Here is a 25,201-nt window from a genome sequence, read left to right as displayed (position 1 = left end):
GACTTGGGTCAGATATGCCGGAAAGCGAAACAATCCGCAACCTATACGAAATTCACCTCACAGACTTACCCGCCATGGGGGCGATGGGCCGAGCACCTGCCGCTCTTCCAGGTCGCTCCGCACGGCGGCGTTGGCGGCGTTGGCGTTTTGCGTGAAGGTGGGTACGGGCCTTGGGTGAGGAAGACTGCGATGAACCTGCGCGGAATGATGACGGTGGCGGCGGTGGCGGGCGTGTCCAACCTGTGTCTTCCGGCATCCACCCGGGCTGGCGCGCCAACCGAGGTGGAGGTACTGCGCGGCGGCGATGACGATGTCACGGTCGCCCTGGCCGGCGCCGTCGCGCAAGCCTTCGCCCGCGACGACGCGTTCGTGCTCAGCAGCGGCCATCGGGCCAATTCCCTGATCGTGGTGGTGCAGGGCCCCACGGCGGCGGCGCGCGCGGGTATCCACTACAGGCTGGCCTTCCCTATCCGCTACGCCTCCGCCCAGGGCCAGACACTGGGCCTCACCGAGGTCACCTGCCAGGAGAACACGCTGAACAAATGCGCCGACCAGGCGGTCAGCGCCGCCGGCCCCGCCGCGGGCAAGCTGGGCCGGCATTGAGCGCCCAAAACCTCAATCCGCTTCGAAGGTCATCGCCACGCCGTTGATGCAGTAGCGCTCCCCGGTCGGCGGCGGGCCGTCGGGGAAGACATGGCCCAGGTGGCTGCCGCAGCGGGCGCAATGCACCTCGGTCCGCACCATGCCGTAGCTGCGGTCCACAGTGGTGGCGACGGACCCCTCGACCGGGTCGTTGAAGCTGGGCCAGCCGGTGCCGCTCTCGAATTTGCGGGTGGACTGGAACAGCGGCTGGCCGCAGCCGGCGCAAAAGAAGGTGCCCGGCCGCTTCTCGTGGTTCAGGGCGCAGCTCCCCGGCCGTTCCGTGCCGTGGCCGCGCATGACGGCGTACTGCTCGGGCGTCAGCAGCTGGCGCCATTCCTCATCCGTGCGCACCACTTCGTATTCGCCATCCATGACCTGACGCTCCTTTTTTACCAAGTCGCTACCGATATGGGCCTTCGGCGCGCGGATTGCCACAGGGGCTTGGCCGCCCGGCGGCTTGCCTTATCGTCCGGCCGGCGCCATAAACGGTGCCGATCGGCGCGGCGCCAAAGACAAGAGAATACAGGATGATAACCGGCGACCTGACCAACCCCTTGGAAGTCGTGCTGCGTCTGGCCACGGCCCTGACCCTGGGCTCCGGCATCGGCTTCGAGCGCCAGCTGCACCAGAAGATGGCCGGCCTGCGCACCAACGCCCTGGTGGCCCTGGGTTCCGCCGGCTTCGTCATCTTCTCGGCCATGGTGAACCAAGGCGACCCCACCCGCGTGGCGGCGCAAGTGGTGTCGGGCATCGGCTTCCTGGGCGCGGGCGTGATTTTGCGCGAGGGTGTGAACGTCCACGGCCTGAACACCGCCGCCACCCTCTGGTGCTCCGCCATGGTCGGCACCTTCGCCGGCGGCGGCTACTGGCTGCCCAGCCTGGCGGCCGCCGGCTTCGTCATCGTCACCAACCTGATCCTGCGTCCCCTGGTGCGCCGCCTGAACCGCCGCATCTTGGTGGCGACGGACGTCGTGACCCATTACACCGTCTCCGTCACCTGCAAGGGGGCGGAGGAGGCGCACATCCGCTCCCTGCTCATGCACGCCCTGACCCATGGCGGCCTGGGCCTGCGCCGCATCGACAGCCAGGACGTGCCGGACACCACCAAGGTGGATGTGACCGCCAAGGCCGTCTCCCCCACCCGCAACGACGCGGCGCTGGAGCAGATGGTGGGGCGCCTCAGCCTGGAGCCCTACGTCTACGCCATCAGTTGGGAAGTGGAACGGGCGGAGCCGGAGAGTTAAGGATTACTTCACCCCCGCCGGCGTCATGCTGAACGGCACCACATGGCGCTCATGCCCGGCGATGGCCAAGCCACGGCCGATGGAGGGGAAGGCGCGGTGGCGGCAGTCGTCGCGGTCGCAGACCTTGCAGCTGGAACCGATGGGCACCGCCGTCTCCTGGTTCTGCACATCCAGGCCAGCCGCGTAGACCAAGTCGCCAGCGTGGCTGATCTCGCAGCCCAGGCCCAGCGCCGCCTCACGCGGGCGGGACAGGTGGCCGCCGCCGGTCATGGTGACGGTGCGGGCGATGCAGAGATAGGTGATGCCGTCCGGCGTGCGCGCCACCTGCACCAGGATGCGGCCCGGCTGGGCGAAGGCCTCGTGCACGTTCCATAAGGGGCAGGCGCCGCCGAAGCGGGCGAACTGGAAACGGGTGGCGCTGCTGCGCTTGAAGATGTTGCCCGCCCGGTCGACCTTCAGGAAGTAGAAGGGGATGCCGGCGTTGCCCGGCCGCTGCATGGTGCTGAGCCGGTGGCACACCTGCTCGAAACTGGTGCCGAAATGGTGCTGCAACCGCTCGATGTCATGGCGCACGGCCCGCGCCTGGGTGAGGAAGCGGCCATAGGGCAGGATCAGCGCGCCGGCGAAGTAATTGGCGAGGCCCGTGTAGGCCAGGCCGCGCGCCTCGGGGCTGCTCAACGGCGCCTTGCGCACCTCCTCCTCGATCAGGGGGGCGAACTGCATGCGGCCGATCTGCTGCGCCAGGAAGAAGGCCCGGCTTTCGCGCGGCGCGCTCTCCGCCAGGTGCAGCTGGCGCAGCGCGGGATCGTAGCGCCACAGCACCCCCTCCCCGCCCAGCGCCGCCGAGACGGCGCAGGTGACGCCGTGACGGTCCCGAAGGTAGTCGATCAGGTCCTCCAGCAGGCGGGTGGCGGTGAAACCCTGGCTTTCGAACAGGGTCTCCGCCGCCACGTCCAGGCTGGCGAAGTGGTTGCGCTTGCTCTGCACGAAGTCGCGCACGTCGTCGTAGGGGAAGGGCGCGGTGCCGCCGGTCTCCGTTTCCAGATCCTGGTCCAGACGGTGGCGCGCCCCCTCCTCCATCAAATGCTGGTAGGCGCGGTAGAGCTTGATGAACTGGCCGGCGATACCGGGGGCGGCGCGTACCGCGTCGCTGATGGCGCTGAGGCTGGAGGCGTCGTCGGCGAACAGTGGGTCGCCCAGCACCTCGCGCAGTTCGCTGCCCAGGCGCAAGTCGCTGTCGTCGGCGAAATGGCGCGGTTCCACCCCGAACACGGCGGAGATGGCCGCGAGCGCCGCCGTGCTGAGGGGGCGTTGATTGTTTTCGATCTGGCTTAAATAGCTCATGGACAGCTGGCTGGCCTGGGCCAGGGCGGACAGCGCCATGCCCCGTTGCTGACGCAGCTGCCGCACCCGTTCGCCCGCGAAAATCTTGCCCGCCATGGCCGTCGCACCCTCACTCGATTTTACAAACTTCACAAATTAACCACCCCAGCGTCGCACGATTTCGCGTGGCATCGGCTTGAACTGGGATCAAACTGTTTGCAAACATCGCAGCTGTCAATCCAGGCGGCCCCGCCGCCATCGCCACACCCAAAAACAGCCGCCATCCGGCGCACCCATAACCGGTCAGGAGACGGGCGTTGACGCTCACGGTCATTGAAACCCTCGAAGCCAAACGCCAGGGCGCCCGCGCCGGCGGCGGTGAGAAGCGCGTCGCGGCCCAGCACGCCAAGGGCAAGCTGACGGCCCGCGAGCGGTTGGAGCTGTTGCTGGACGCCGGTTCCTTCGAGGAATGGGACATGTTCGTGGAGCACCGCTGCGCCGACTTCGGCATGGCGGAGCAGAAGGTGCCGGGCGACGGCGTGGTGACCGGCCACGGCACCATCAACGGCCGCCTGGTCTTCGTCTTCAGCCAGGACTTCACGGTCTTCGGCGGCTCCCTCTCCGAGGCGCATGCCGAGAAGATCTGCAAGATCATGGACCAGGCGATGAAGGTGGGCGCTCCCGTCATCGGCCTGAACGACAGCGGCGGCGCCCGCATCCAGGAAGGTGTGGCCAGCCTGGGCGGCTATGCCGAGGTGTTCCAGCGCAACGTCCTGGCCTCCGGCGTGGTGCCGCAGCTGTCGCTGATCATGGGCCCCTGCGCCGGCGGCGCCGTCTACAGCCCGGCCATGACCGACTTCATCTTCATGGTGAAGGACAGCAGTTACATGTTCGTCACCGGCCCGGACGTGGTGAAGACGGTGACGCATGAGGTGGTGACGGCGGAGGAGTTGGGCGGGGCCGTGACCCACACCGCCAAGTCCGGCGTGGCCGACCTCGCGTTCAACAATGATGTCGAGGCGCTGCTGCACACCCGCCGCTTCTTCGACTTCCTGCCCCTGTCCAACCGGGAACAGGCGCCGATCCGCGTGACCGCCGACCCGGTCGACCGGCCGGAACCGTCGCTGGGCACCTTGGTGCCGGCCAACCCCAACAAGCCCTACGACATGAAGGAACTGATCCTGAAGGTCGTGGACGAGGGCGATTTCTTCGAGCTGCAGCCGGATTACGCCAAAAACATCATCATCGGCTTCGGCCGGCTGAACGGGTCCACCGTGGGCTTCGTGGCCAACCAGCCGCTGGTGCTGGCCGGCTGCCTGGACATCGACAGTTCCATCAAGGCCGCCCGCTTCGTGCGCTTCTGCGACGCCTTCAACATCCCGATCTGCACCCTGGTGGACGTGCCCGGCTTCCTGCCCGGCACGGCGCAGGAATACAACGGCATCATCAAGCACGGCGCCAAGCTGCTGTTCGCCTATGCCGAGGCCACCGTGCCCAAGGTCACGCTGATCACGCGCAAGGCCTATGGCGGCGCCTATGACGTCATGGCGTCCAAGCACCTGCGCGGCGACGTCAACTATGCCTGGCCGTCGGCAGAGATCGCGGTGATGGGGCCGAAGGGCGCCGTCGAGATCATCTTCCGCGCCGACATTGGCGACGCGGCCAAGATCGACGCGCGGACGGAGGAATACCGGCAGAAGTTCGCCAACCCCTTCGTCGCGGCCTCGCGCGGGTACATCGACGACATCATCATGCCGCACAACACCCGCCGCCGCCTGATCAAGGCGTTCTCCATGCTCAAGAACAAGAAGCTGGAGAACCCCTGGAAGAAGCACGACAACCTGCCGCTCTGAGGCTGCCTCTGATGTTCTCCAAGATCCTGATCGCCAACCGGGGCGAGATCGCCTGCCGGGTCATCAAGACGGCGCGCCGCATGGGCATCAAGACCGTCGCCGTCTATTCCGAGGCCGACGCCGGCGCCTTGCACGTGCAGATGGCGGACGAGACCGTGGCCATCGGCCCGGCGCCGTCGGCCCAGAGCTATCTGGTGGCTGACCGCATCATCCAGGCCTGCCTGGAGACGGGGGCCGAGGCCGTGCATCCCGGCTATGGCTTCCTGTCGGAAAAGGCCGCGTTCTGCGAGGCCTTGAAGGCCGCCGGCATCGCCTTCATCGGCCCGGACGTCCACGCCATCGGGGCCATGGGCGACAAGATCGAGTCCAAGAAGCTGGCCAAGGCCGCCGGCGTCTCCACCGTCCCCGGTTACCTCGGCGTCATCAAGGACGATGAGGAGGCGGTGCGCATCGCCCACGACATCGGCTATCCCGTGATGATCAAGGCGTCGGCCGGCGGCGGCGGCAAGGGCATGCGCGTGGCCTGGGACGATGCCCAGACGCGCGAAGGCTTCCGCAGCGCCAGCAACGAGGCGCGCTCCAGCTTCGCCGACGACCGGGTGTTCATCGAGAAGTACGTGACCGAGCCCCGGCACATCGAAATCCAGGTCATGGCCGACGCCCATGGCAACTGCGTCTATCTGGGTGAGCGTGAATGCAGCATCCAGCGCCGCCACCAGAAGGTGATCGAGGAGGCCCCCAGCCCCTTCCTGGATGAAGCCACGCGCAAGGCCATGGGGGAGCAGGCCGTGGCCCTGGCCCAGGCGGTGCAGTACCGCAGCGCCGGCACGGTGGAGTTCATCGTCGACAAGGACCGCAACTTCTACTTCCTGGAGATGAACACCCGCCTGCAGGTGGAACATCCGGTGACGGAGATGATCACCGGCCTGGACCTGGTGGAGCTGATGATCCGCGTGGCGGCAGGTGAGAAGCTGCCGATCACCCAGGATGACGTAAAGTTGACCGGCTGGGCGCTGGAGGCCCGCGTGTACGCGGAGGAACCGACGCGCAACTTCCTACCGTCCATCGGCCGCGTCACCCGTTACCGTCCCCCGGCGGAAGGTCCCGCCGCCCAGGAGGGGGCTGTCGTCCGCGTGGATACCGGCATCCATGAGGGCGGCGAGATCAGCATGTTCTACGATCCGATGATCGCCAAGCTGATCACTTACGGCCCCGACCGCGCCACGGCCATCACCGCCATGGGCGACGCGCTGGACCGCTTCCAGATCCGCGGCGTGGGCCACAACATCAGCTTCCTCGCGGCCCTGGTGGAATCCCGCCGCTTCGGTGAGGGGCGCCTGACCACCAACTTCATCGCCGAGGAATTCCCCGACGGTTTCCACGGCCGCGAACTGCCGGCCGAGGTGCTGACCCGCCTGCTGGCCATGGCCGCCAGTATTCATCGCAGCCGGGTGGAGCGGGACGCGACCATCTCCGGCCAAATGGCCGGCCACCACCGCGTGGTGCCCGCCGCCTGGGTGGTGCGCTGCGGCCGCGACAACCATCCGGCGGAGATCGTCACCGTGGACGGCGGCCATGACGTGACGCTGGACAGCCGGACGCACGCGGTGCGCAACACCGACTGGCACCCCGGCCAATCGCTGTGGTCCGGCACCGTGGACGGCCACGCCCTGGCCGTTCAGGTGGACGGCACCGGCATAGGCTACCGCCTGTTCCACGGCGGTGCGGAGTTGGAGGTGCAGGTGCTGACCGCCCGGGCGGCGGAGTTCGCGGCCCTGATGCCCATCAAGGCCAAGCCGGACATGTCCAAGTTCCTGCTGTCGCCCATGCCGGGCCTGCTGGTCACCGTGGCGGTGGCCGTGGGCGACGAGGTCAAGGCCGGGCAGGAACTGGCGGTGGTGGAGGCCATGAAGATGGAAAACATCCTGCGCGCCGAATCCGACGGCACCGTCAAGAAGATCGCGGCCGAAAAGGGCACGTCCCTGGCCGTCGACCAGATCATCATCGAGTTCGAGTGACCATCATGAGCGACTTCCCCGAGAAGACCCTGGCCGATTGGCAGCGCTTGGCCGCCAAGGAATTCGGTGCCGACCCCGAAGGCCTGGTGCGCACCACGCCCGAGGGCATCGCGGTGAAGCCGCTCTACACCCCGGCGGATCTGGAGGGGCTGGAACTTCAGACCCTGCCCGGCTTCGCGCCCTATACGCGGGGTCCCCGGGCCACCATGTACAGCCACCGGCCGTGGACCATCCGGCAATACGCCGGCTTCTCCACGGCGGAGGAAAGCAACCGTTTCTACAAGGCCAACCTGGCGGCGGGCCAGATGGGCCTGTCGGTGGCCTTCGACCTGGCCACCCACCGCGGCTATGACAGCGACCACCCCCGCGTGGTGGGCGACGTGGGCAAGGCCGGTGTCGCCATCGACAGCGTGGAGGACATGAAGATCCTGTTCGACGGCATCCCGTTGGACAAGATGAGCGTGTCCATGACCATGAACGGCGCCGTGCTGCCGGTTCTGGCCGGCTACATCGTGGCGGCGGAGGAACAGGGTGTCAGCCAGGACAAGCTGTCCGGGACCATCCAGAACGACATCCTGAAGGAGTTCATGGTCCGCAACACCTATATCTACCCGCCCACCCCCAGCATGCGCATCGTGGCCGACATCATCGAGTACACGGCGCTGAACATGCCCAAGTTCAACTCCATCTCCATCAGCGGCTACCACATGCAGGAAGCCGGGGCGACGGCGGTGCAGGAATTGGCCTTCACCCTGGCGGACGGGTTGGAGTATGTGCGGGCGGCGGCGTCCAAGGGCCTGAAGGTCGACCAGTTCGCCCCGCGCCTGTCCTTCTTCTTCGCCATCGGCATGAACTTCTTCATGGAGGTGGCCAAGCTGCGCGCCGCCCGCCTGCTGTGGGCCAAGCTGATGAAGAAGCATTTCGACCCGCAGGATGCGCGGTCGCTGGCCCTGCGCACCCATTGCCAGACCTCGGGCGTCAGCCTGACGGAGCAGGACCCCTACAACAACGTGGTGCGCACCACCATCGAGGCCCTGGCCGCCGTGCTGGGCGGCACGCAGTCGCTGCACACCAACAGCTTTGACGAGGCGCTGGGCCTGCCCACGCCCTTCTCCGCCCGCATCGCCCGCAACACCCAGCTGATCATCGCCGAGGAAACCGGCGTGCCCCATGTGGTGGACCCGTTGGGCGGCAGCTATTATGTGGAAAGCCTGACCCACGGCCTGGCGGCCGAGGCCGAGAAGCTGATCGACCAGGTGGAGGGCATGGGCGGCATGACCAAGGCCGTGGACAGCGGCCTGCCCAAGCTGATGATCGAGGAGGCGGCGGCCCGCCGCCAGGCCCGCGTCGACCGGAGCGAGGAGGTGGTGGTCGGCGTCAACAAGTACCGGCCGCAGAACCCCGAGCGGGTCGAGGTGCTGGACATCGACAACACCGCCGTGCGCGAGGCCCAGATCGCCCGCCTGAACACCATCCGCGCCAGCCGCGACGACGCGGCGGTGAAGGTCGCGCTGGACGCCCTGTCCCAGGGCGCGGCCGACGGCACCGGCAACCTGCTGGACCTGGCCATCAAGGCCACGCGCGCCCGCGCCACGGTGGGCGAAATCTCCGACGCGCTGGAGCGGGTGTTCACCCGCCACCGCGCCGTCATCCGCTCCGTCAGCGGGGTCTACGGCTCGGCTTACGACGGCGATGAGGGCTTCAACCGCATCCGCAAGGATGTGGAGGCCTTCGCGGAGGCGGAAGGTCGCCGGCCGCGCATGCTGGTGGTGAAGATGGGCCAGGACGGCCACGACCGGGGCGCCAAGGTCATCGCCACGGCCTTCGCCGATATCGGCTTCGACGTCGACGTGGGCCCCCTGTTCCAGACGCCGGAGGAAGCGGCCCGCCAGGCGGTGGAGAACGACGTGCATGTCATCGGCGTGTCGTCGCAGGCGGCGGGGCACAAGACCCTGGTGCCGGCCCTGATCGACAGCCTGAAGGCGCAGGGTGCGGGTGACATCCTGGTGGTGTGCGGCGGCGTCATCCCGCCCCAGGACTATGACATGTTGTACCAGGCGGGGGCGGCGGCCATTTACGGCCCGGGCACCAACATCCCCACGGCCGCCGCTGAAATCCTGGAGATTTTGCAGAAGCGGCGCCCGGCGGCGGCCTGACCGGCAAGCCGCCGAGCCATGCAGCGAGGGAAATACCCTGTGCGCCCAGCGCACGGGGCTCCGCCCTGGTTTGACGTCTCCCCTGTGTTAGCATTTCCCGTTACTTCGGCTTACGGCGTGAGGGGTAGGACATCATGGGCATAGAGGCAGACCACCCGCTGCGCGGCGTGCTGATGCAGGAGTTGCACTCCCGCATGGCCATGCCGGTGAAGGCGCCGGTGGAGGTCTTCCACGCCACCTATCTCTGCACCCCGGCGGACGGGTCGGCCTGCGCCGGCCGCCTGCTGACCGTGCTGGAGGCCCTGCCCTCCTCCGACGCCGGCGCGCCGCGCTATGGCGTCATCGCCACGGCCATCGCCGGCCGGCCGGCGCAGGTGAAGTGGGAACACCATACCGAATTCCTCAGCATCAGCGTCGCCATCACCGGCACCGACGGGAATGAGACCCGCCGGGCGGTGGAAACCCTGCTGGACGGCGTGTTCGGCCCCCTGGGCGCCCAGCGCCTGGCGGCCGTCCATATCCAGGTGGAACAGGCGGAGGGACAGCCCGATCCCGGGGCGCTGGCCGCCCGCTTTCCCACCGGCAGCTGCGCCGCCGCCATTGTCAACGGCGGTGAGGCCTGGGTGGCGCTGGACTTCCACATCGATGACGACGGCTACAGCCGCGCCCTGATCCAGAACCGGGGCCTGACCGACGACCGGCTGGGCCGCCTGGTGCAGCGCATCCTGGAGATCGAAACCTACCGCGCCGCCGCCTTCCTGGCCTTCCCCCAGGCGCGCGAGACCATGGCGGTGCTGACCGACATGGAGCGCCGGCTGGAGGACACCGTCGGCCGCATCCGCGACAGCAAGACCCCGGCGGAGGACCGCGCCATCCTGGACAGCCTGACCGACTTGGCGGTCGACCTGGGCCATCTGGTGACGCGCAACCGTTGGCGCTTCGGCGCCAGCCTGGCCTATGGCGAGATCGTCAGCGAGCGTCTGGACGAACTGCGGGAGGACCGCATTCCCGGCCTGCAACGCGTGGGCCTGTTCCTGAAGCGCCGCCTGCGCCCCGGCATCCGGACGGTGGAGGCCGCCGCCCGTCTGCAGGGCGAACTGGCCGCCGGCATGGAACGCGCCCAGGCCAGCCTGCGCACGCGCGTGGATGTCGGCCTGTCCAGCCAGAGTGCGGCCCTGCTAACCTCGCTGGACCGCAATTCCAGCATGCATGTCCGCATCCAGGAGGCGGTGGAGGCCCTGTCCATCGTGGGCATCACCTATTACCTGGTGTCGCTGGTGGAAAAGGTGATGCACGGCCTGCCCGAGACGGAGGGCTGGCCTTCCACCAGCCGCATCGTGGCCATCGCCGTGCCGGTCTGCGCCGGCGTGGTCGCCATCGCCGCCCGCTGGCTGCGGCGCAACGTGCCGCATTGAGATTTATTTCGGCGGCGCGTAACAGGCCACGATGTCGGGACAATTCACCGCCTTGGGCCCGGCCACCGTGCCGGTGTTCTGTGTCTCATCCCGGCTCATGGCATCTCCCCGCGAGATGGGCGGCAACTCCGGTGGACCGAACATGGCTTTGAGGCGGGCATATTCCGCATCGTGGTAGGCCTGCTCCTCCTCCGGCGTCGGCAGCACCTGCGGGGTGACGATGATGTCACGGGGCACTTCGTCCCTTCTCAGCGCGGGCGGTGCCGCCGGGCCGGCCGCCGGGCTGGTGGCTGGATTGGCGGCCGGACTGGTGGCGGTCTGGGCCCAGGCGCCAGAAGACAGCGCGGCGACCACACCGGCAAGGATCAGCACACCAGGACGCATGGGGTCACCGCTTCAGGGTCATTCGATGACCTTGAGCGTAGTCCGCGTCCGGAACGGCCACAACCGGTACGCGCCCAGCGCAACCTAAATTCCATTTCAGCAAAATGAAGCGGACGGCGGAATGGCCCCGCCGTCCGATCCAAAGTCGGAAACGTAACGCCTTAGAAACCGGCGCCGGCGCTCTTCAGCGTCTCCAGATCGATAACGAAACGATATCGGACATCACTGGCGACGACACGCTCATAGGCTTCGTTCACCTGGTTGATGGCGATGGTTTCGATGTCGCTGACGATGCCGTGCTTGCCGCAGAAGTCCAACATCTCCTGCGTTTCCTGGATGCCGCCGATCATGGAGCCTGCCAGGCTGCGACGACCAATGACCAGCGAGAAGGCACCCACCGGCACCTCACCCTCGGGAATGCCCACGACCACCATGGTGCCGTCAACCTTCAGCAGGCCGAGGTAGGCGTTCCAGTCCATGGGCGCCGACACGGTGTTGATGATCAGGTCGAAGGTGCCAGCCAGCTTCTTGAACGTCTCCTTGTCCGAGGTGGCGTAGAAGTGGTCGGCGCCCAGGCGCTTGCCGTCGTCCTGTTTGCGCAGCGACTGGCTCAGCACCGTGACCTCGGCTCCCATGGCATGGGCCAGCTTCACACCCATGTGGCCCAGGCCACCCAGGCCGATGATGGCCACCTTCTTGCCTGGGCCGGCCTTCCAATGCACCAGCGGAGAGTAAAGGGTGATGCCGGCGCACAGCAGCGGGGCGGCGGCGTCCAGCGGCAGCTTGTCCGGAACGCGCAGCACGTAGTTCTCGTCCACCACGATGGCGCTGGAATAGCCGCCCTGGCTGAGCGTCGTGCCATCGCGCTCATACCCATTGTAGGTCGCGGTGATGCCCTGCGTGCAGTACTGCTCCAGGCCTTGGCGGCAGTATTCACAGGTGCGGCAACTGTCGACGAAGCAGCCGACGCCGACCCGGTCGCCCACCTTGAACTTGGTGACGCCGGCGCCGACCTCGGTCACCACGCCGACGATCTCATGCCCCGGCACCATGGGGAACACGCTGCCACCCCATTCGTCGCGGGCCTGGTGCACGTCGGAATGGCAGATGCCGCAGTACTTGGTCTCGATGACCACATCGTGGTCACGGGGGTCCCGGCGCTCAAAGGTGAATGGCGCCAGGGCGTCCTTGGCCTTATAGGCCGCATATCCCAAGGTCTTGATCACGTCAGCCCCTCTCTGATGGCTTGATCCTGATATGAGGCAGGGCTTCCGGTGTCCCCCCCGGTGCGGGCGATCCGCCCCCCAAACCCTACCCGCCCGATATAGGAAGTCGAGTGACTTAGTTCAACCATCCCCAAGCTGGCCGCGCGAAAAATTCGGTGACGCTGGCCATCAAGAATATCGTGACCTGAGACACGACCGACGGCGTGGATAAAAGTGCGACCAATTATCCCGCCCGGCGCGTGTAAAGAACCGAGAGCAGGATGGGGCTCAGTAATATTAGCGGTCGGTAATTGCAATGTTGCAAAATAATGAAAGTGTCGCCGATTTTGGTGACAACGATGCAATAATTTGTGTCGGCATACCGGGCAGCGCTTCAACCTGGTCGTTCAACGTGGTGCGGCAGTTGCTTTCCCATGCCCTTGGCGAGTCCGGCTTCGAGTCCGGCTACGCCAACGACCTGGCGCATTATGTCGGCATCGGGGAAAAGGCCAAGGTGCCGGTGGTGCTGAAGACCCACCATCCGGATACCATGATGCAGTTGCGCATCGCGCACGAGGACATCCCCACCATCATCACCCTGCGCGATCCACGCGACTGCGTCGCCTCGCTGATGCGGCGCTTCGACCAGCCCTTCAACGAGGCGTTCGCCTATGTGTTGCGCAGCGTGCGCCGGGTACAGTCCTGCGTCGCCCAGGGCCGGCGCACCTTGGTGTTCCGCTATGAGGACGGCTTCCACGACCAACCGGAATCCGTGGGGCGCATCGCCGACTTCATCGGCATGACGGCGCAGGACGCGGCGTTGCGCGCCATCCATGAGGGCCTGCTGACCCACACGGTGAAGCGCACGCTGGCCCAGCTGGAGGATACCGGCCGTTTCGTCGAGAATGCCGGTACGGAGGTCAACCCCAACCTCTATGATCCCGTCACCCACTGGCACAGGACGCATATCGGCGATGGCGCGGTTGGCAAGTACAGGACACTGCCGGACCGGGCGCGGGCCTTGATGGACAACGCCTTCTGGTCCTTCCTGGCCGCCTATTACCTGCCGCCTGACGCCCCGGTCCCGGCCGGGATCCCGGCTGAGGTCCCGGATGGGGCCTGAGGTCAGGCGTCGATGGTGGCGGGAACGGTGATCGCGGGAGCGGCGGCCGCCGGGGTCGTTGACGCCGCCGGCACATCGTCCTGCTGCGGCACGCGCGGCCCCCGCATCCGGGCGACCATGGCGGTCACATGCTCCGCCGCGGCCTTGGTGGTCTCGGGCGCAATGGGGTGGAAGGTCACCTTGCCGTCCTGCACCACCAGCACGGCGGCGGGAATGACGCCGCCCCCGCCCCCGCCCCCCACGGCCTCACCCCAGACGCTGCCGCCGTATACGCCGACACCGAAGGTGGTGATGTTGACGGGCACGATCAGGCCGCCGGGAATCTCCACCGGCGCGCCCAGGACCCCTTTGCCCAGGATGGTCTCGAACTCCGTCAGCAGGTCCTGGGTCAGCGTCTTGGTGGGATCGGCGAGAAAAGGATTGAGCAGCATGGCGACGAACCTCCTTGTTGCGACGCAACACTATCACGGCGGGTATCATCATGGAATAATTCCACCCAAAGAATTTACCGAACTTTCTGTAACAGATCCGTTACCGAACGCCATTTGACCGGAAAACCTACCCCGGTATCGTCATTCCGCCCGCGGCACCCGTGGGCCAAGTGGATATCGGATAAAGGGGCTAGGTTCATGGCGTGGTTCAAGGTGGGACGGGCGGGCGGCGGGTGGGCGCGCGCCGGCGCGGGCATGGGTATCGGCGTGCTGCTGGCCACGACGGCCCTGGCGCAAACGGTGCCGACCACGCCGTACCTGGCGCCCGACATCCCGGCCAAGGTCGACAGCACCATCCAGGGCGCCGACTACATCAAGCGCGACGTCATGATCCCCATGCGCGACGGCGTGAAGCTGCACACCGTCATCGTCATCCCCGTGGGTGCCAAAGGCGCGCCCATCATGCTGACGCGCACGCCCTACAACGCCACCAAGCGCGCCAAGCGGTCCACCAGCCCGCACATGCAGGCGACGCTGGCCATGGGCGACGAAAGCTTCGTGGCCGAGGGTTACATCCGCGTCTTCCAGGACATCCGGGGCAAATACGGGTCGGAGGGGGACTATGTCATGACCCGCCCCCTGCGCGGCCCCCTGAACGACAGCGAGGTCGACCACGCCACCGACGCCTACGACACCATTGACTGGCTGGTGAAGAACGTGCCGGAAAGCAACGGCAAGGTCGGCATGGTGGGTTCCTCCTATGAAGGATTCACGGTGCTGATGGCGTTGGTGAACCCGCATCCCGCCCTGAAGGCCGCCGTGCCCATGAGCCCCATGGTCGACGGCTGGAAAGGCGACGACTGGTTCCACAACGGCGCCTTCCGCCAGACCAACTTCGACTATTTCCAGCACCAGACGACGGTGAGGGGCGAAGGCAGCGACATCCCGCGCGGCATCTACGACGATTACGACGCCTTCCTGCGCGCCGGCTCCGCGAACGGCTTCGCCCGGCAATACGGGCTGGAGCAGTTGCCCTTCTGGCACAAGCTGATCGAGCACCCAGCCTATGACGCCTATTGGCAGAACCAGGCGCTGGACGTGATCCTGGGCGCCCGCGCCCCCACCGTGCCCACCATGATCGTGGCCAGCCTATGGGACCAGGAGGACATGTATGGCGCCGTCCACACCTATGAGGCGATCGAGCCCAAGGACGCCAACAACACCTTGAACTATCTGGTCCTGGGCCCCTGGCGGCACAGCGGTGTGAACTATGACGGCAGCACGCTGGGTCCGCTGAAGTTCGAGGGCGACACCGCCCTGGATTTCCGCCGCAACACCATGCTGCCCTTCCTCGATGAACACCTGAAGGACGGCGCGCCCAAGGCCGACACGCCGCCGGTGCTGGTGTTCGAAAGCGGCACCAACGTCTGGCGCCACTTGCAGAAGTGGCCGACGGCTTGCGCCACCGGCTGCGCCGCCACACCCAGGCCCCTATACCTGCAGGCCAACGGCGGCTTGGGCTTCACCGCCCCGGCCAAGGGTGGCCCGGCCTATGACGAGTACGTCTCCGACCCCGCCAAGCCCGTGCCCTACGTGCCGCGCCCGGTGCGCTTCGGCGACGGCGACGCCTGGAAGCGCTGGCTGGTCACCGACCAGCGCGCCGTGGCCGACCGCACCGACGTGCTGGTCTACACCAGCGATGTGCTGACCGCGCCGATGAAGATCAGTGGCGCGCCGGTGGTGAACCTTTACGCCTCCACCTCCGGCACCGACAGCGACTGGGTGGTGAAGCTGATCGACGTCTATCCGGACGAGGTGCCGTCGCATCCGGAGATGGGCGGTTATCAGTTGGCCGTGGGCATGGACATCTTCCGCGGCCGCTACCGCGACAGCCTGGAACACCCCTCCGCCATTCCGGCGGACAAGGTGCAGCGCTATCGGTTTGAACTGCCCAACGCCAACCACGTCTTCCTGCCGGGTCACCGCATCATGGTGCAGGTGCAGTCCAGCTGGTTCCCCCTCTACGACCGCAACCCGCAGACCTTCGTGGACAACATCTTCCTGGCCAAGCCGGGCGACTATCGCAAGGCGACGCAGCGCGTGTTCCACCAGGGCGCGCAGGCCAGCTTCATCGACCTGCCCGTCGTGCCGGCCAGCTGACGCCTAACCCCCGGGGCGGGAAGGACAAAAGGCCGGGCGGCCAACCGCCCGGCCAATTTTTTCGCCCCCCGATTGCACCGCTTCTATCCCCCGGCCCATGCCGTTAGACTTGGCGCCCGTAGAGAAAGCGCGCCACGGCGCGCAGGTGCGAGAACAGGCGGCGTCATGCGTCCATTCCCGGGGTACGCCCTGGCCACTTCGCTGAAGATCCTCGTCCTGGCGGCGGCATATCTGGGAACGGCGCGGCTAGGACTTGCCCTGGCCAGCCTGAGCGACAGCGCCAGCCCGGTGTGGCCGGCCTCGGGCCTGGCGGTGGCGGGGCTGCTGATCTTCGGCATGGGCACCTGGCCCTTCGTCCTTATCGGCGCCTTCATCGCCAATCTGCTGACACCGGGCGTGGGACTGTTGACGGCGGCCTTCATCGCCCTGGGCAACACGGGCGAGGCGATGCTGGGCGCGCTACTGTTCGCGCGCATCGACGGCATCGAGAAGGAACGCCTGCAGATCTCCCGCGCCGCCGCCCACGGGCTGGCCGCCATCGTGGCGCCGGTGTGCAGCGCCACCATCGGCATCAGCGCGCTGCTGGTGGCGGGCAACCTGTCCTGGAACGTGAACCTGGGCGCCATCTGGGTCACGTGGTGGACAGGCGACGCCTTGGGCATCCTGATCATCACCACGCTGCTGGTGGCCCTGCGCGAAGCCAAGGCCGCCGACTATCGCCCGTCCCGCCTGTGGGCCACGCTCTTCAGCGACCTGCTGCCTGTGCTGGGGCTGACGGCGGCCGCGCTGGTGCTGCCCTTCCTGCCGGTGGCGCGCACGCTGCTGGGCCCTGCGGCGGCGCTGGGCATCTTCCTGCTGTATCCCGCCATCCTGCTGGCCGCCCGCCGCTATGGCCCAGCCGCCGCCCACCTGGTGGTGCTGGCGGCGGCCGTGGCCTATGTGCTGGGTACGGCCGCCGGCCTCGGCCCCTTCATGGACGCCACGTTGAACCAGAGCCTGCTGAACATGCAGGCCATGCTGGCCACCTTCGCACTGACCGCCATCGTCTTTTCCGACATCCCCCATCAGTCGGCGCGCTTGGGCTCCACCGTCTTCCTGGTGGGCTGCCTGGTGGCCACCGGCGTCTTCATGGACCGGACGGACATCGCCCGCGCCCGCGACGAGGCCCACTTGGGCAAGATCGTGGACAGCGCCATGGCCCGCATCCATGAACGCCTGCTGGTCTATTCCAACGCGCTCGAATCCGGCGCCGCCCTGTACGCCACCGGCCTGCCCGTGGGTCGCGCCCAATGGCGGGCCTTCGCCGGCACCATCAACATCGACGGCCGCTACCCCGGCATCAACGGCATCGGCGTCATCTATCCCGTGGCGCCCGACGGGCTGGAGGCCTTCCTGGCACGCGTTCGCGCCGATGGCGCGCCCGATTTCAAGCTGCACGCCGCCTCCACCGAACCGGTGCTGGACGATTTCGCCGACGCGCTGGAATACGACGTCATCACCTACATCGAGCCGGCGGGCGTCAACGCCCCGGCCCTGGGCCTGAACGTGGCGACGGAGGCCAACCGCCGCGACGCCGCCTTCCGCGCCCGCGACACCGGCCTGCCAGCCATGACCAAGCGCATCATCCTGGTGCAGGACGCGCAGCGGCGCGCGGGTTTCCTTTACTTCATCCCCGTCTACATGCCGGGCAAGCCGCTGGATACGGTGGCGCAGCGCCGGCAGGCCCTGCGGTGCTGGATCTACGCCCCCTTCATCTCCGAGGTGTTCTTCCGCGAGGCGCTGCGGGACATGGTGGAGGAGGTGAATGTCGCGGTGTACGACGGCGGCGAGGTGCGGCCCGACGCCCTGCTGTATCGCAAGATATCCCCCGATACCCTGGGCGGCCGCCTGGCCGCGCGCCTTGGCCTGAAAGCCGCCGGGCTGGGCATGGCGGAACAGGTCAGCCGGGTGGATGAGGGGGGCACGCCCTGACGTTGGCCTGGTCGCGGGCCGCGAGCTTCGCCACCGCGGGCCAGGCGGGGGCGGCGCTGGCCGCGGCCAGCCTGGCCTTCATCGCCCTGATGCTGTCGGCGCTGACCGCCAATCTGCACCTTGTGCGCGCCCGCGCCACGGCCATCGCGGAGGGCATGACGCGGGAATTGAGCGCCATCAACACCAAGCTGATGGCCGCCGGCAAGCGCCTGACCCTGGCGACGCAGGCCGGCGGCATCGGCGTGTGGGAACTGGATCTGGCGACCCAGGAACTGGTCTGGGACGACCGCATGTTCCAGCTGTATGGCGTCGACCCCGACACCCCCCGGCCCCTGACCTTCGCCACCTGGCAGGCCCGCTGCCATGCGGATGATCTGGGCCGCGTACTGGCCGAGGTGCAGGCCGCCGTGCGCGGCGAGATACCCCTGGACACGGAATTCCGCATCCGCCTTCCCGATGGCGCCATCCGCCACATCAAGGCCAATGGCCTGGTGGAACGCGACGCGCAGGGCCAGCCCCTCAAGATCGTGGGCGTGAACTGGGACGTGACGGCGGCGCGGGAAAGCGCTCGCGCCTTGGCGGCGGAAAAGCGCCGGGCGGAAGAGGCCAATCGTGCCAAGAACGACTTCCTGGCCAATATGAGCCACGAGGTTCGCACCCCCATGAACGGCGTGGTGGGCATGGTGCAGCTGCTGCTGGACAGCACCGGCCTCAGTGCCGAGCAACGCGGCTACGCCGAGACCATCCGCGACAGTGCCGACGCCCTGCTGGGCGTCATCAACGATATCCTCGACATTTCCAAGCTTGAGGCGGGCAAGGTCGACCTGGAGAACCTGTCCTTCGACCTGGGTGACTTGGTGGAGGGGGTGGCCGCCATCCTGGCGCCCCGCGCCCGCGACAAGGGCATAGAACTGGGCGTGCTGGTGGTGGAGGAGGCGCGGCGGCATTGGCACGGCGATCCCACCCGCCTGCGCCAGCTGCTGTTGAACTTGGCCGGCAACGCCGTGAAGTTCACCGACCGCGGCTGGGTCAGTGTCGTCGTCACCTGCCTGCCCGGCACGGCACCAGGCACGCGGCGGCTGCGCTTCACCGTGCAGGATACCGGCATCGGCCTCAACGACGACCAGGCCCGGCGCCTGTTCCAGAAGTTCACCCAGGCGGACGCCAGCGTCACCCGCCGCTTCGGCGGCACCGGCCTGGGGCTGGCCATCTGCAAGCAGCTGGTGGAATTGATGGGCGGTGACATCGGTGTGGAGAGCACGCCGGGCCAGGGCTCCGTCTTCTGGTTCGAACTGCCGCTGGCGCCGGCGGAACCGGCCACGGCGCCCCTGCCCTCGCTGGAAAGCGTGCGGGGACGCCATGCCCTGGTGGTCGACGACCTGGCCATGAACCGGCTGATCCTGACCCACAACCTCAGCTTCGACCTGGGCCTGCGGGTGGATGAGGCGCCGGACGGGGAAACGGCGCTGGCGCGGTTATGGTCGGCGGCGGGCGGCGACGATCCCTATGACATCCTGCTGATCGATAACCGTATGCCGGGCCTGAACGGGCCGGAGGTGGTGGCCCGGGTGCGCGCCGACGCCCGCTTCCGGGACTTGCGCGTCATCCTGGTCAGTTCCATCGAACCGGACCAGCAGCCGGTGGACGCCCGCTATGACGCGCTGCTGGCCAAGCCGGTGCGCCGGCTGTCCCTGAACGAGGCGGTGGCCCGCGCCTTTGGCTGCCTGGTGCCTCCCTGCGCGCCCCAACCGGCGGCGGAGCCGGAGACGGCGCCGGACGGCCGGGGCCGCCGTGTGCTGGTGGTGGAGGACAATCCCACCAACCAGGCGGTGGCCAGCCTGATGCTGCGCAAGGCGGGCTACGCCGTCACGGTGGTTGAGGACGGCGCCCAGGCGGTGGCGGCCTGCGCCCGCGACCGCTACGACATCGTGCTGATGGACGTGCAGATGCCGGTGATGGACGGCATGGAGGCCACGCGGCGCATCCGGGCGGCGGAAACGGCGGAAGGCCGGGCCCGCACCCCCATCCTGGCCATGACCGCCAACGCCATGGCGGGAATGGGCGCCGACTATGCGGCCGCCGGCATGGACGGTTGCGTCTATAAGCCTTTCCGCCAGCAGCAGATGCTGCAGGTTGTCGACGCCAGGTCCAGCGGTGGGGGGGCGTCGCCATGGCGTCGGAGGCTCCCGTCCCCGCCCCCCACCGGCGCCGGTGCCGGCGGGGGCCGGAACCGACCTTCCCCTGCTGGAAGAGACCGTGCTGGGCCGGTTGCGGCCGGTGGCGGGCCCCACCGCCTTCGACCGGCTGGTGCGTGACTTTATCGGCAACGGCGCGAACCGGGTGGACAGGGTGGCGCGCCTGGCGGCCAACAATGACGCCCCCGACCTGCGGACCCTGGGCCAGCAGGCCCACGACCTTATTTCCACGGCCGGGAATTGTGGATTAAGACGACTGGAGGAAGCGGCGCGCCAGCTGCAGTCCGCCTGCGACGCTGGCGACGCCGCCCGCGCCCGCGCCCTGGGCGGGCTGATCGGCACCCTGGGGCCCCAGTCTTGGCGCGCCTTGGGACGGCATTTCCTGGAAACGGCGGACTGAGTTTTGCCGGCCACCCCTCCCGCTTCCCAGGAAACCTGCGTGCCCCTGATCGTTAACGAAAAATACACCGTTCGCGTGTTATTTATTACGCAATCATGCAGGTATTTTTCGCGGCTACAGGAATTCCATAATCGCAATGCCCACTGTGAAAGTTTCCTTTATACATCCGTTGACAGGGTATTGAGGAATAGCCGACGAGCAGTCATGTCCGTTTGGTGTGCGACCGCAGGCGGATTAGATTGTCAGCCGTATAAGACGGCGGCCTAGGCGTGATGGACAGAGTGATTGACGTGAAAGACGCGGCAGTGTTGGACAGCATCATACAGCCCCCCTCCCCCTTCCCGCAGCACTTGCAGGCACCTTTCCAGCCCCCCGGCTGACGCACCTCCAGCGGCTTGAGGCCGAAAGCATCCACATCCTGAGGGAAGTGGTGGCCGAGACGCAGAACCCGGTGATGCTCTATTCCATCGGCAAGGACAGCGCGGTGATGCTGCACCTGGCGATGAAGGCCTTCTATCCGGCCAAGCCGCCCTTTCCCTTGCTGCACGTGGACACCACCTGGAAGTTCCGCGAGATGATCGCCTTCCGCGACCAGCGGGCAGCGGATCTGGGCCTGGACCTGCTGGTGCACACCAACCCGGAAGGCCTGGCACGCGGCATCGGCCCCTTCACCCACGGCTCCGCCATCCATACCCAGGTGATGAAGACGGAAGCGCTGAAACAGGCGTTGGACCGTTACGGCTTCGATGCCGCGTTCGGCGGCGCCCGCCGCGACGAGGAGAAGAGCCGCGCCAAGGAGCGCATCTTCAGCTTCCGCAACGAGCAGCACCGCTGGGACCCCAAGAACCAGCGCCCCGAGCTTTGGCAGCTGTACAACGCGCGCAAGAACAAGGGCGAGAGCATCCGCGTTTTCCCTCTGTCCAACTGGACCGAGCTGGACATCTGGGAATACATCTACCTGGAAAACATCCCCATCGTGCCGCTGTATTTCGCCGCCGAACGCCCGGTGGTGGAGCGTGACGGCGCCCTGATCATGGTCGATGACGACCGCCTGCCCATGAAGCCCGGCGAGACGCCGCAGATGCGCCGCGTGCGCTTCCGCACCCTGGGCTGCTACCCGCTGACCGGCGCCATCGACAGCGACGCCGACAACCTGCCTGCCATCATCCGCGAGATGCTGCTGGCCCGCACGTCGGAGCGGCAGGGCCGCGTGATCGACCGGGACGGTGGCGCCTCCATGGAACAGAAGAAGCAGGAAGGGTACTTCTGATGGCCCCCGATACCCCCCTGCCCGAGACGCCGGAGCCAGGCGTGTCCGAGATCGAGCGCTACCTCGCGGCCCAGCAATCCAAGAGCCTGCTGCGCTTCATCACCTGCGGCAGCGTCGACGATGGCAAGAGCACCCTGATCGGCCGCCTGCTGTACGACAGCAAGATGCTGTTCGAGGACCAGTTGGCAACCTTGGAGGCCGACAGCCGCAAGGTGGGCACGCAGGGCGGCGACCTGGACTTTGCGCTGCTGGTCGACGGCCTGTCGGCGGAGCGGGAGCAGGGCATCACCATCGATGTCGCCTACCGCTTCTTCAACACCGACCGGCGCAAGTTCATCGTGGCCGACACGCCCGGCCATGAACAGTACACGCGCAACATGGTCACCGGCGCGTCCACCGCCGACCTCGCCATCATCCTGATCGACGCGCGCAAGGGCGTGCTGCCCCAGACGCGGCGGCACAGCTTCCTGGTGTCCCTGCTGGGCATCCGCAAGATCGTGCTGGCGGTCAACAAGATGGACCTGATGGGCTATGACCAGGCCGTCTTCGACCGTGTGGTCGCGGAATACCGCGCCTTCGCCCGGCAACTGGACCTGACCGACATCCAGGCCATTCCGCTGTCGGCCCTCAAGGGCGACAACGTCACCACCCTGACGGACGCCATGCCCTGGTACCAGGGGCCCACGCTGATCGGGCATCTGGAGGCGGTCGAGGTCGCCGACGTCCGCGCCAGCCAGCCCTTCCGCCTGCCGGTGCAATGGGTGAACCGCCCCAACCTGGACTTCCGCGGCTATGCCGGCACCATCGCCGCCGGCACCGTGCGCCCGGGCGACAGGGTGCGGGTCCTGCCCTCCTGCCAGGAAAGCCGGGTGGCGCGCATCGTCACCCACGATGGCGACCTGCCCCTGGCCGTCGCCGGCCAGTCCGTCACCCTCACCCTGACGGATGAGATCGACATCAGCCGCGGCGACATCATCTCCACCCTGGATGAGGCCGCCGAAACCGCCGACCAGATGGAGGCGACGCTGGTGTGGATGTCGGAAGCGCCGCTGTTGCCCGGCCGCCCCTACATCCTGAAGCTGGGCGCCAAGTCGGTGCCGGCCACGGTGGCGACGCTGAAGCACAAGATCAACGTCAACACCCTGGAACAGCTGGCGACCAAGACGCTCAGCCTGAACGAGGTGGGCCTGGCGACCTTGAGCCTGGACCAGGCCATCGCCTTCGATGTGTATCGCAACAGCCGCGACACCGGCGGCTTCATCCTCATCGACCGCCTGACCAACGAGACGGTGGCCGCCGGCTTGATCCGTTCCGCCATCGTGCGCACCGTGCCCTGGCAGGTGCTGGATGTGGACAAGCGCGCCCGGTCGCAGATGAAGGGCCAGCGTCCGCGCGTGCTGTGGTTCACCGGCCTGTCCGGCGCCGGCAAGTCCACCATCGCCAACCTGGTGGAAAAGAAGCTGCACGCCCATGGCCGCCACACCATGCTGCTGGACGGCGACAATGTCCGCCACGGCCTGAACCGCGACCTGGGCTTCACCGACGCCGACCGGGTGGAAAACATCCGCCGCGTGGCCGAGGTGTCCAAGCTGATGGTCGAGGCGGGCCTGATCGTCCTGGTCTCCTTCATCTCCCCTTACCGGGCGGAGCGGCGCATGGCCCGCGAGCTGCTGGGCCCGGGCGAGTTCCTGGAGGTGTTCGTGGACACCCCCCTGGCGGTGGCCGAGGGACGCGACGTGAAGGGCCTGTACGCCAAGGCCCGCGCCGGCAAGATCCCGAACTTCACCGGCATCGACAGCCCCTATGAGCCGCCGGAGTCACCCGACGTGCGCATCGACACCCAGGCCATGACCGCCGAGCAGGCGGCCAACCACATCTTCACGCTGCTGTCCCGCTTCGATGAGGATGCCGACCTGGTGGACGGCGCCGCCATCTGAACCGTAACTGGCCTCGGATGTATGCGTGAGGCGTCGTCTTGACAGACGATGCCCCGCGCCGAGGTGTTTTACTGGCACGACACATTGACTGTATTGCTCCACAATGTGCCTGTTAGGTCGGATCTATTAGTCCTCTCGTCGTTTGCTGAAAAATGAAGGACTCCTGGATTGCACGGGATCTGTACCGGATAGTTTATGGCCCCGGAGTTATTAGACGTTGTTGTATAGAAAATGTTGTGGAATGCGTCATCAGCCACACGAATGTGGACTGTTTTATTTGGCAAGAAACCTTGTCCGGTGACGCCGAATGTTTTATTTTGAGCCACGCTGACTGATATTACCGGAGCGCTCGCCGCAGGCACCGGCGAAGGAGATGGAGGTGCCGAACCGGTGGCAATAGGATGTGTTTGAGCGCCGGTCGAGGGACTCCACCATATGGATCCCCTTTGGAAGTCCTGCCTCCGGATGGGAGAACCGTTATATTCCTGATATTCGGGGCCGGTTGGATATCCGAAGGGGCCACGTTCCCAGCCTGTTTCCGCCCATTTCAGCCGGATGGCGCCATAAATAGGCACAGGTCCGGTCTGTGGCGTCCAATAAATTGAAGACTCCCATTTCTCGGGCGTATTTATCAGGCGAAAATGATTAAAGCGGCCGACGCCGTCGGGGGTCGCCAACTCATCCGTAATGGGATAGCCAAACCGTTCCCAACCCAATTCGGCCCATTTAGCCCGTATTGCGCCGTAAATGACATAGGCGCCAGTCTCGCCGGTCCAATAAATTGATGTTTCAGGTTTTCCTGGCAGATTCACCTGCCGAAAATGATTGTACCGGCCCTTTCCATCGGGCGTTCCCGTTTCGTCAGTAATAGGAAACCCGAAATCCTCAAAGTTAAATTGGGCCCACTTTTCCCCAATTTTCCCCCACACACCATGAACGCCGGTTTCTGGATGTGAATAGATGAATCCGTAGGCGAAGCGCGCGAATTGTCCTCCGAATTGAGCACTGCCTTCGTCCGACCGTAGGCCACCCAAGACGCCCCCCTCACCGCCGAGGGCCTTCCACTTGTCCATGATGGCGCCAGAAACTGCGAATGCATAGGCTGTGGATGCGAGCAGAAGGAGCACGGCAAGGATGGAAAGGCAACGCCAGTGGATCAAGCCGACGATTTGACCTCGCTTCCTCTGGATTAAGTCATCTTCGTTCAAGGATCGGTTATGCTGCTTGAGTGGCCCGCACATTGTATTCGGACCGGAAGAGATATTTTTCATAATTCCACTCCCTATAAGAATGAAATGGAGATCAGCCCCAGATTCAGGCGACATTCAAAGTATAATTAACGGTAAGTTAATGGCGGTTATTGGCGAAAACGCCGAAGGCATTTAATCAATAAACGTGATTCTTTTCCTGGGCAATCACCATCCGGTAATTATTGGCAAGATCTATTCTAGAGAGGTATACATTGGCGGAGATT

At 66.4% G+C, this 25,201-nt stretch carries 19 protein-coding genes; 13 read left to right on the top strand and 6 right to left on the bottom strand.

Going from position 1 to position 25,201, the window contains the following annotated elements; genetic code table 11:
• Positions 1–189: 189 nt before the first annotated feature.
• Positions 190–603, top strand: coding sequence for a hypothetical protein (locus tag UAA55_RS17140; RefSeq protein WP_322954201.1), 414 nt, complete (start codon positions 190–192; stop codon positions 601–603).
• 12 nt (positions 604–615) lie between these two features.
• On the opposite strand, the gene msrB is transcribed toward UAA55_RS17140, so the two are convergent.
• Positions 616–1,014 (bottom strand): peptide-methionine (R)-S-oxide reductase MsrB, encoded by a 399-nt coding sequence (gene msrB / locus UAA55_RS17135; RefSeq protein ID WP_322954200.1) that lies wholly within the window; start codon positions 1,012–1,014, stop codon positions 616–618.
• Between the two features lie 155 nt (positions 1,015–1,169).
• Between msrB and UAA55_RS17130 the strand changes: the two genes are divergently transcribed.
• The gene (locus UAA55_RS17130) at positions 1,170–1,886 is read left to right on the top strand and encodes an MgtC/SapB family protein (protein WP_322954197.1); all 717 of its coding nucleotides are present in this window, start codon (positions 1,170–1,172) and stop codon (positions 1,884–1,886) included.
• A 3-nt stretch (positions 1,887–1,889) separates the two neighbouring features.
• On the opposite strand, the gene UAA55_RS17125 is transcribed toward UAA55_RS17130, so the two are convergent.
• Positions 1,890–3,326 carry a helix-turn-helix domain-containing protein gene (locus UAA55_RS17125; RefSeq protein WP_322954196.1) on the bottom strand — a complete coding sequence of 479 codons (1,437 nt, stop codon included), beginning with the start codon at positions 3,324–3,326 and terminating at the stop codon, positions 1,890–1,892.
• 200 nt (positions 3,327–3,526) lie between these two features.
• On the opposite strand from UAA55_RS17125, the gene UAA55_RS17120 reads away from it, so the two are divergent.
• From UAA55_RS17120 to UAA55_RS17105, 4 genes are all read left to right on the top strand, one after another.
• Positions 3,527–5,062, top strand: a complete 1,536-nt coding sequence (locus UAA55_RS17120) for an acyl-CoA carboxylase subunit beta (protein ID WP_322954195.1) — start codon at positions 3,527–3,529, stop codon at positions 5,060–5,062.
• A gap of 11 nt (positions 5,063–5,073) precedes the next feature.
• Positions 5,074–7,080, top strand: a complete 2,007-nt coding sequence (locus UAA55_RS17115) for an acetyl/propionyl/methylcrotonyl-CoA carboxylase subunit alpha (RefSeq protein ID WP_322954194.1) — start codon at positions 5,074–5,076, stop codon at positions 7,078–7,080.
• Positions 7,081–7,085: 5 nt separating this feature from the next.
• Positions 7,086–9,236 (top strand): methylmalonyl-CoA mutase, encoded by a 2,151-nt coding sequence (gene scpA, locus UAA55_RS17110; protein WP_322954193.1) that lies wholly within the window; start codon positions 7,086–7,088, stop codon positions 9,234–9,236.
• 134 nt (positions 9,237–9,370) lie between these two features.
• Positions 9,371–10,651 (top strand): DUF3422 family protein, encoded by a 1,281-nt coding sequence (locus UAA55_RS17105; RefSeq protein ID WP_322954190.1) that lies wholly within the window; start codon positions 9,371–9,373, stop codon positions 10,649–10,651.
• 3 nt (positions 10,652–10,654) lie between these two features.
• Here the strand turns inward: UAA55_RS17105 and UAA55_RS17100 are convergent, their stop codons facing one another.
• Both UAA55_RS17100 and UAA55_RS17095 read right to left on the bottom strand, forming a co-directional pair.
• Positions 10,655–11,035 (bottom strand): hypothetical protein, encoded by a 381-nt coding sequence (locus UAA55_RS17100; protein ID WP_322954188.1) that lies wholly within the window; start codon positions 11,033–11,035, stop codon positions 10,655–10,657.
• 161 nt (positions 11,036–11,196) lie between these two features.
• Positions 11,197–12,261, bottom strand: a complete 1,065-nt coding sequence (locus UAA55_RS17095) for an NAD(P)-dependent alcohol dehydrogenase (protein WP_322954187.1) — start codon at positions 12,259–12,261, stop codon at positions 11,197–11,199.
• A gap of 394 nt (positions 12,262–12,655) precedes the next feature.
• On the opposite strand from UAA55_RS17095, the gene UAA55_RS17090 reads away from it, so the two are divergent.
• The gene (locus tag UAA55_RS17090) at positions 12,656–13,363 is read left to right on the top strand and encodes a sulfotransferase domain-containing protein (protein ID WP_322954185.1); all 708 of its coding nucleotides are present in this window, start codon (positions 12,656–12,658) and stop codon (positions 13,361–13,363) included.
• A 2-nt stretch (positions 13,364–13,365) separates the two neighbouring features.
• On the opposite strand, the gene UAA55_RS17085 is transcribed toward UAA55_RS17090, so the two are convergent.
• Complete coding sequence (locus UAA55_RS17085) at positions 13,366–13,794, bottom strand: spore germination protein GerW family protein (RefSeq protein WP_322954184.1); 429 nt, start codon at positions 13,792–13,794, stop codon at positions 13,366–13,368.
• Between the two features lie 198 nt (positions 13,795–13,992).
• Here UAA55_RS17085 and UAA55_RS17080 point away from each other — a divergent pair, with 198 nt between their 5' ends.
• The 6 genes from UAA55_RS17080 (at position 13,993) to cysN (ending at position 23,727) form a co-directional block, all read left to right on the top strand.
• Entirely contained in the window at positions 13,993–15,954 is a 1,962-nt protein-coding gene (locus UAA55_RS17080) for a CocE/NonD family hydrolase (protein WP_416235199.1), read from the top strand.
• Positions 15,955–16,119: 165 nt separating this feature from the next.
• Positions 16,120–17,925, top strand: coding sequence for a CHASE domain-containing protein (locus UAA55_RS17075; RefSeq protein WP_322954183.1), 1,806 nt, complete (start codon positions 16,120–16,122; stop codon positions 17,923–17,925).
• A gap of 2 nt (positions 17,926–17,927) precedes the next feature.
• Entirely contained in the window at positions 17,928–20,240 is a 2,313-nt protein-coding gene (locus UAA55_RS17070) for a response regulator (RefSeq protein WP_322954182.1), read from the top strand.
• The gene (locus tag UAA55_RS17065; protein ID WP_322954181.1) at positions 20,182–20,520 is read left to right on the top strand and encodes an Hpt domain-containing protein; all 339 of its coding nucleotides are present in this window, start codon (positions 20,182–20,184) and stop codon (positions 20,518–20,520) included. The genes UAA55_RS17070 and UAA55_RS17065 overlap by 59 nt, the downstream gene beginning before the upstream one ends.
• Before the next feature lie 376 nt (positions 20,521–20,896).
• Positions 20,897–21,790, top strand: a complete 894-nt coding sequence (gene cysD / locus UAA55_RS17060) for a sulfate adenylyltransferase subunit CysD (protein WP_322954479.1) — start codon at positions 20,897–20,899, stop codon at positions 21,788–21,790.
• A complete protein-coding gene (gene cysN / locus UAA55_RS17055; RefSeq protein WP_322954180.1) occupies positions 21,790–23,727 on the top strand; it encodes a sulfate adenylyltransferase subunit CysN in 1,938 nt (645 codons plus the stop codon). The genes cysD and cysN overlap by 1 nt, the downstream gene beginning before the upstream one ends.
• A gap of 68 nt (positions 23,728–23,795) precedes the next feature.
• On the opposite strand, the gene UAA55_RS17050 is transcribed toward cysN, so the two are convergent.
• Positions 23,796–24,935 (bottom strand): LGFP repeat-containing protein, encoded by a 1,140-nt coding sequence (locus tag UAA55_RS17050; protein WP_322954179.1) that lies wholly within the window; start codon positions 24,933–24,935, stop codon positions 23,796–23,798.
• Between the last annotated feature and the right edge of the window lie 266 nt (positions 24,936–25,201).

It is taken from the genome of Nitrospirillum guanabarense, assembly GCF_034653355.1.
Taxonomy (GTDB): Bacteria; Pseudomonadota; Alphaproteobacteria; order Azospirillales; family Azospirillaceae; genus Nitrospirillum.
The sequence above is the reverse complement of the archived record's forward strand: the minus strand, read 5'-3'. Positions and strand labels throughout refer to the sequence as shown.

Coding starts and splice junctions, on each gene's coding strand:
- UAA55_RS17140 (WP_322954201.1), top strand. CDS start 190: ATGAACCTGCGCGGAATGATGACGGTGGCGGCGGTGGCGGGCGTGTCC.
- msrB (WP_322954200.1), bottom strand. CDS start 1,014: ATGGATGGCGAATACGAAGTGGTGCGCACGGATGAGGAATGGCGCCAG.
- UAA55_RS17130 (WP_322954197.1), top strand. CDS start 1,170: ATGATAACCGGCGACCTGACCAACCCCTTGGAAGTCGTGCTGCGTCTG.
- UAA55_RS17125 (WP_322954196.1), bottom strand. CDS start 3,326: ATGGCGGGCAAGATTTTCGCGGGCGAACGGGTGCGGCAGCTGCGTCAG.
- UAA55_RS17115 (WP_322954194.1), top strand. CDS start 5,074: ATGTTCTCCAAGATCCTGATCGCCAACCGGGGCGAGATCGCCTGCCGG.
- scpA (WP_322954193.1), top strand. CDS start 7,086: ATGAGCGACTTCCCCGAGAAGACCCTGGCCGATTGGCAGCGCTTGGCC.
- UAA55_RS17105 (WP_322954190.1), top strand. CDS start 9,371: ATGGGCATAGAGGCAGACCACCCGCTGCGCGGCGTGCTGATGCAGGAG.
- UAA55_RS17100 (WP_322954188.1), bottom strand. CDS start 11,035: ATGCGTCCTGGTGTGCTGATCCTTGCCGGTGTGGTCGCCGCGCTGTCT.
- UAA55_RS17085 (WP_322954184.1), bottom strand. CDS start 13,794: ATGCTGCTCAATCCTTTTCTCGCCGATCCCACCAAGACGCTGACCCAG.
- UAA55_RS17080 (WP_416235199.1), top strand. CDS start 13,993: ATGGCGTGGTTCAAGGTGGGACGGGCGGGCGGCGGGTGGGCGCGCGCC.
- UAA55_RS17075 (WP_322954183.1), top strand. CDS start 16,120: ATGCGTCCATTCCCGGGGTACGCCCTGGCCACTTCGCTGAAGATCCTC.
- cysN (WP_322954180.1), top strand. CDS start 21,790: ATGGCCCCCGATACCCCCCTGCCCGAGACGCCGGAGCCAGGCGTGTCC.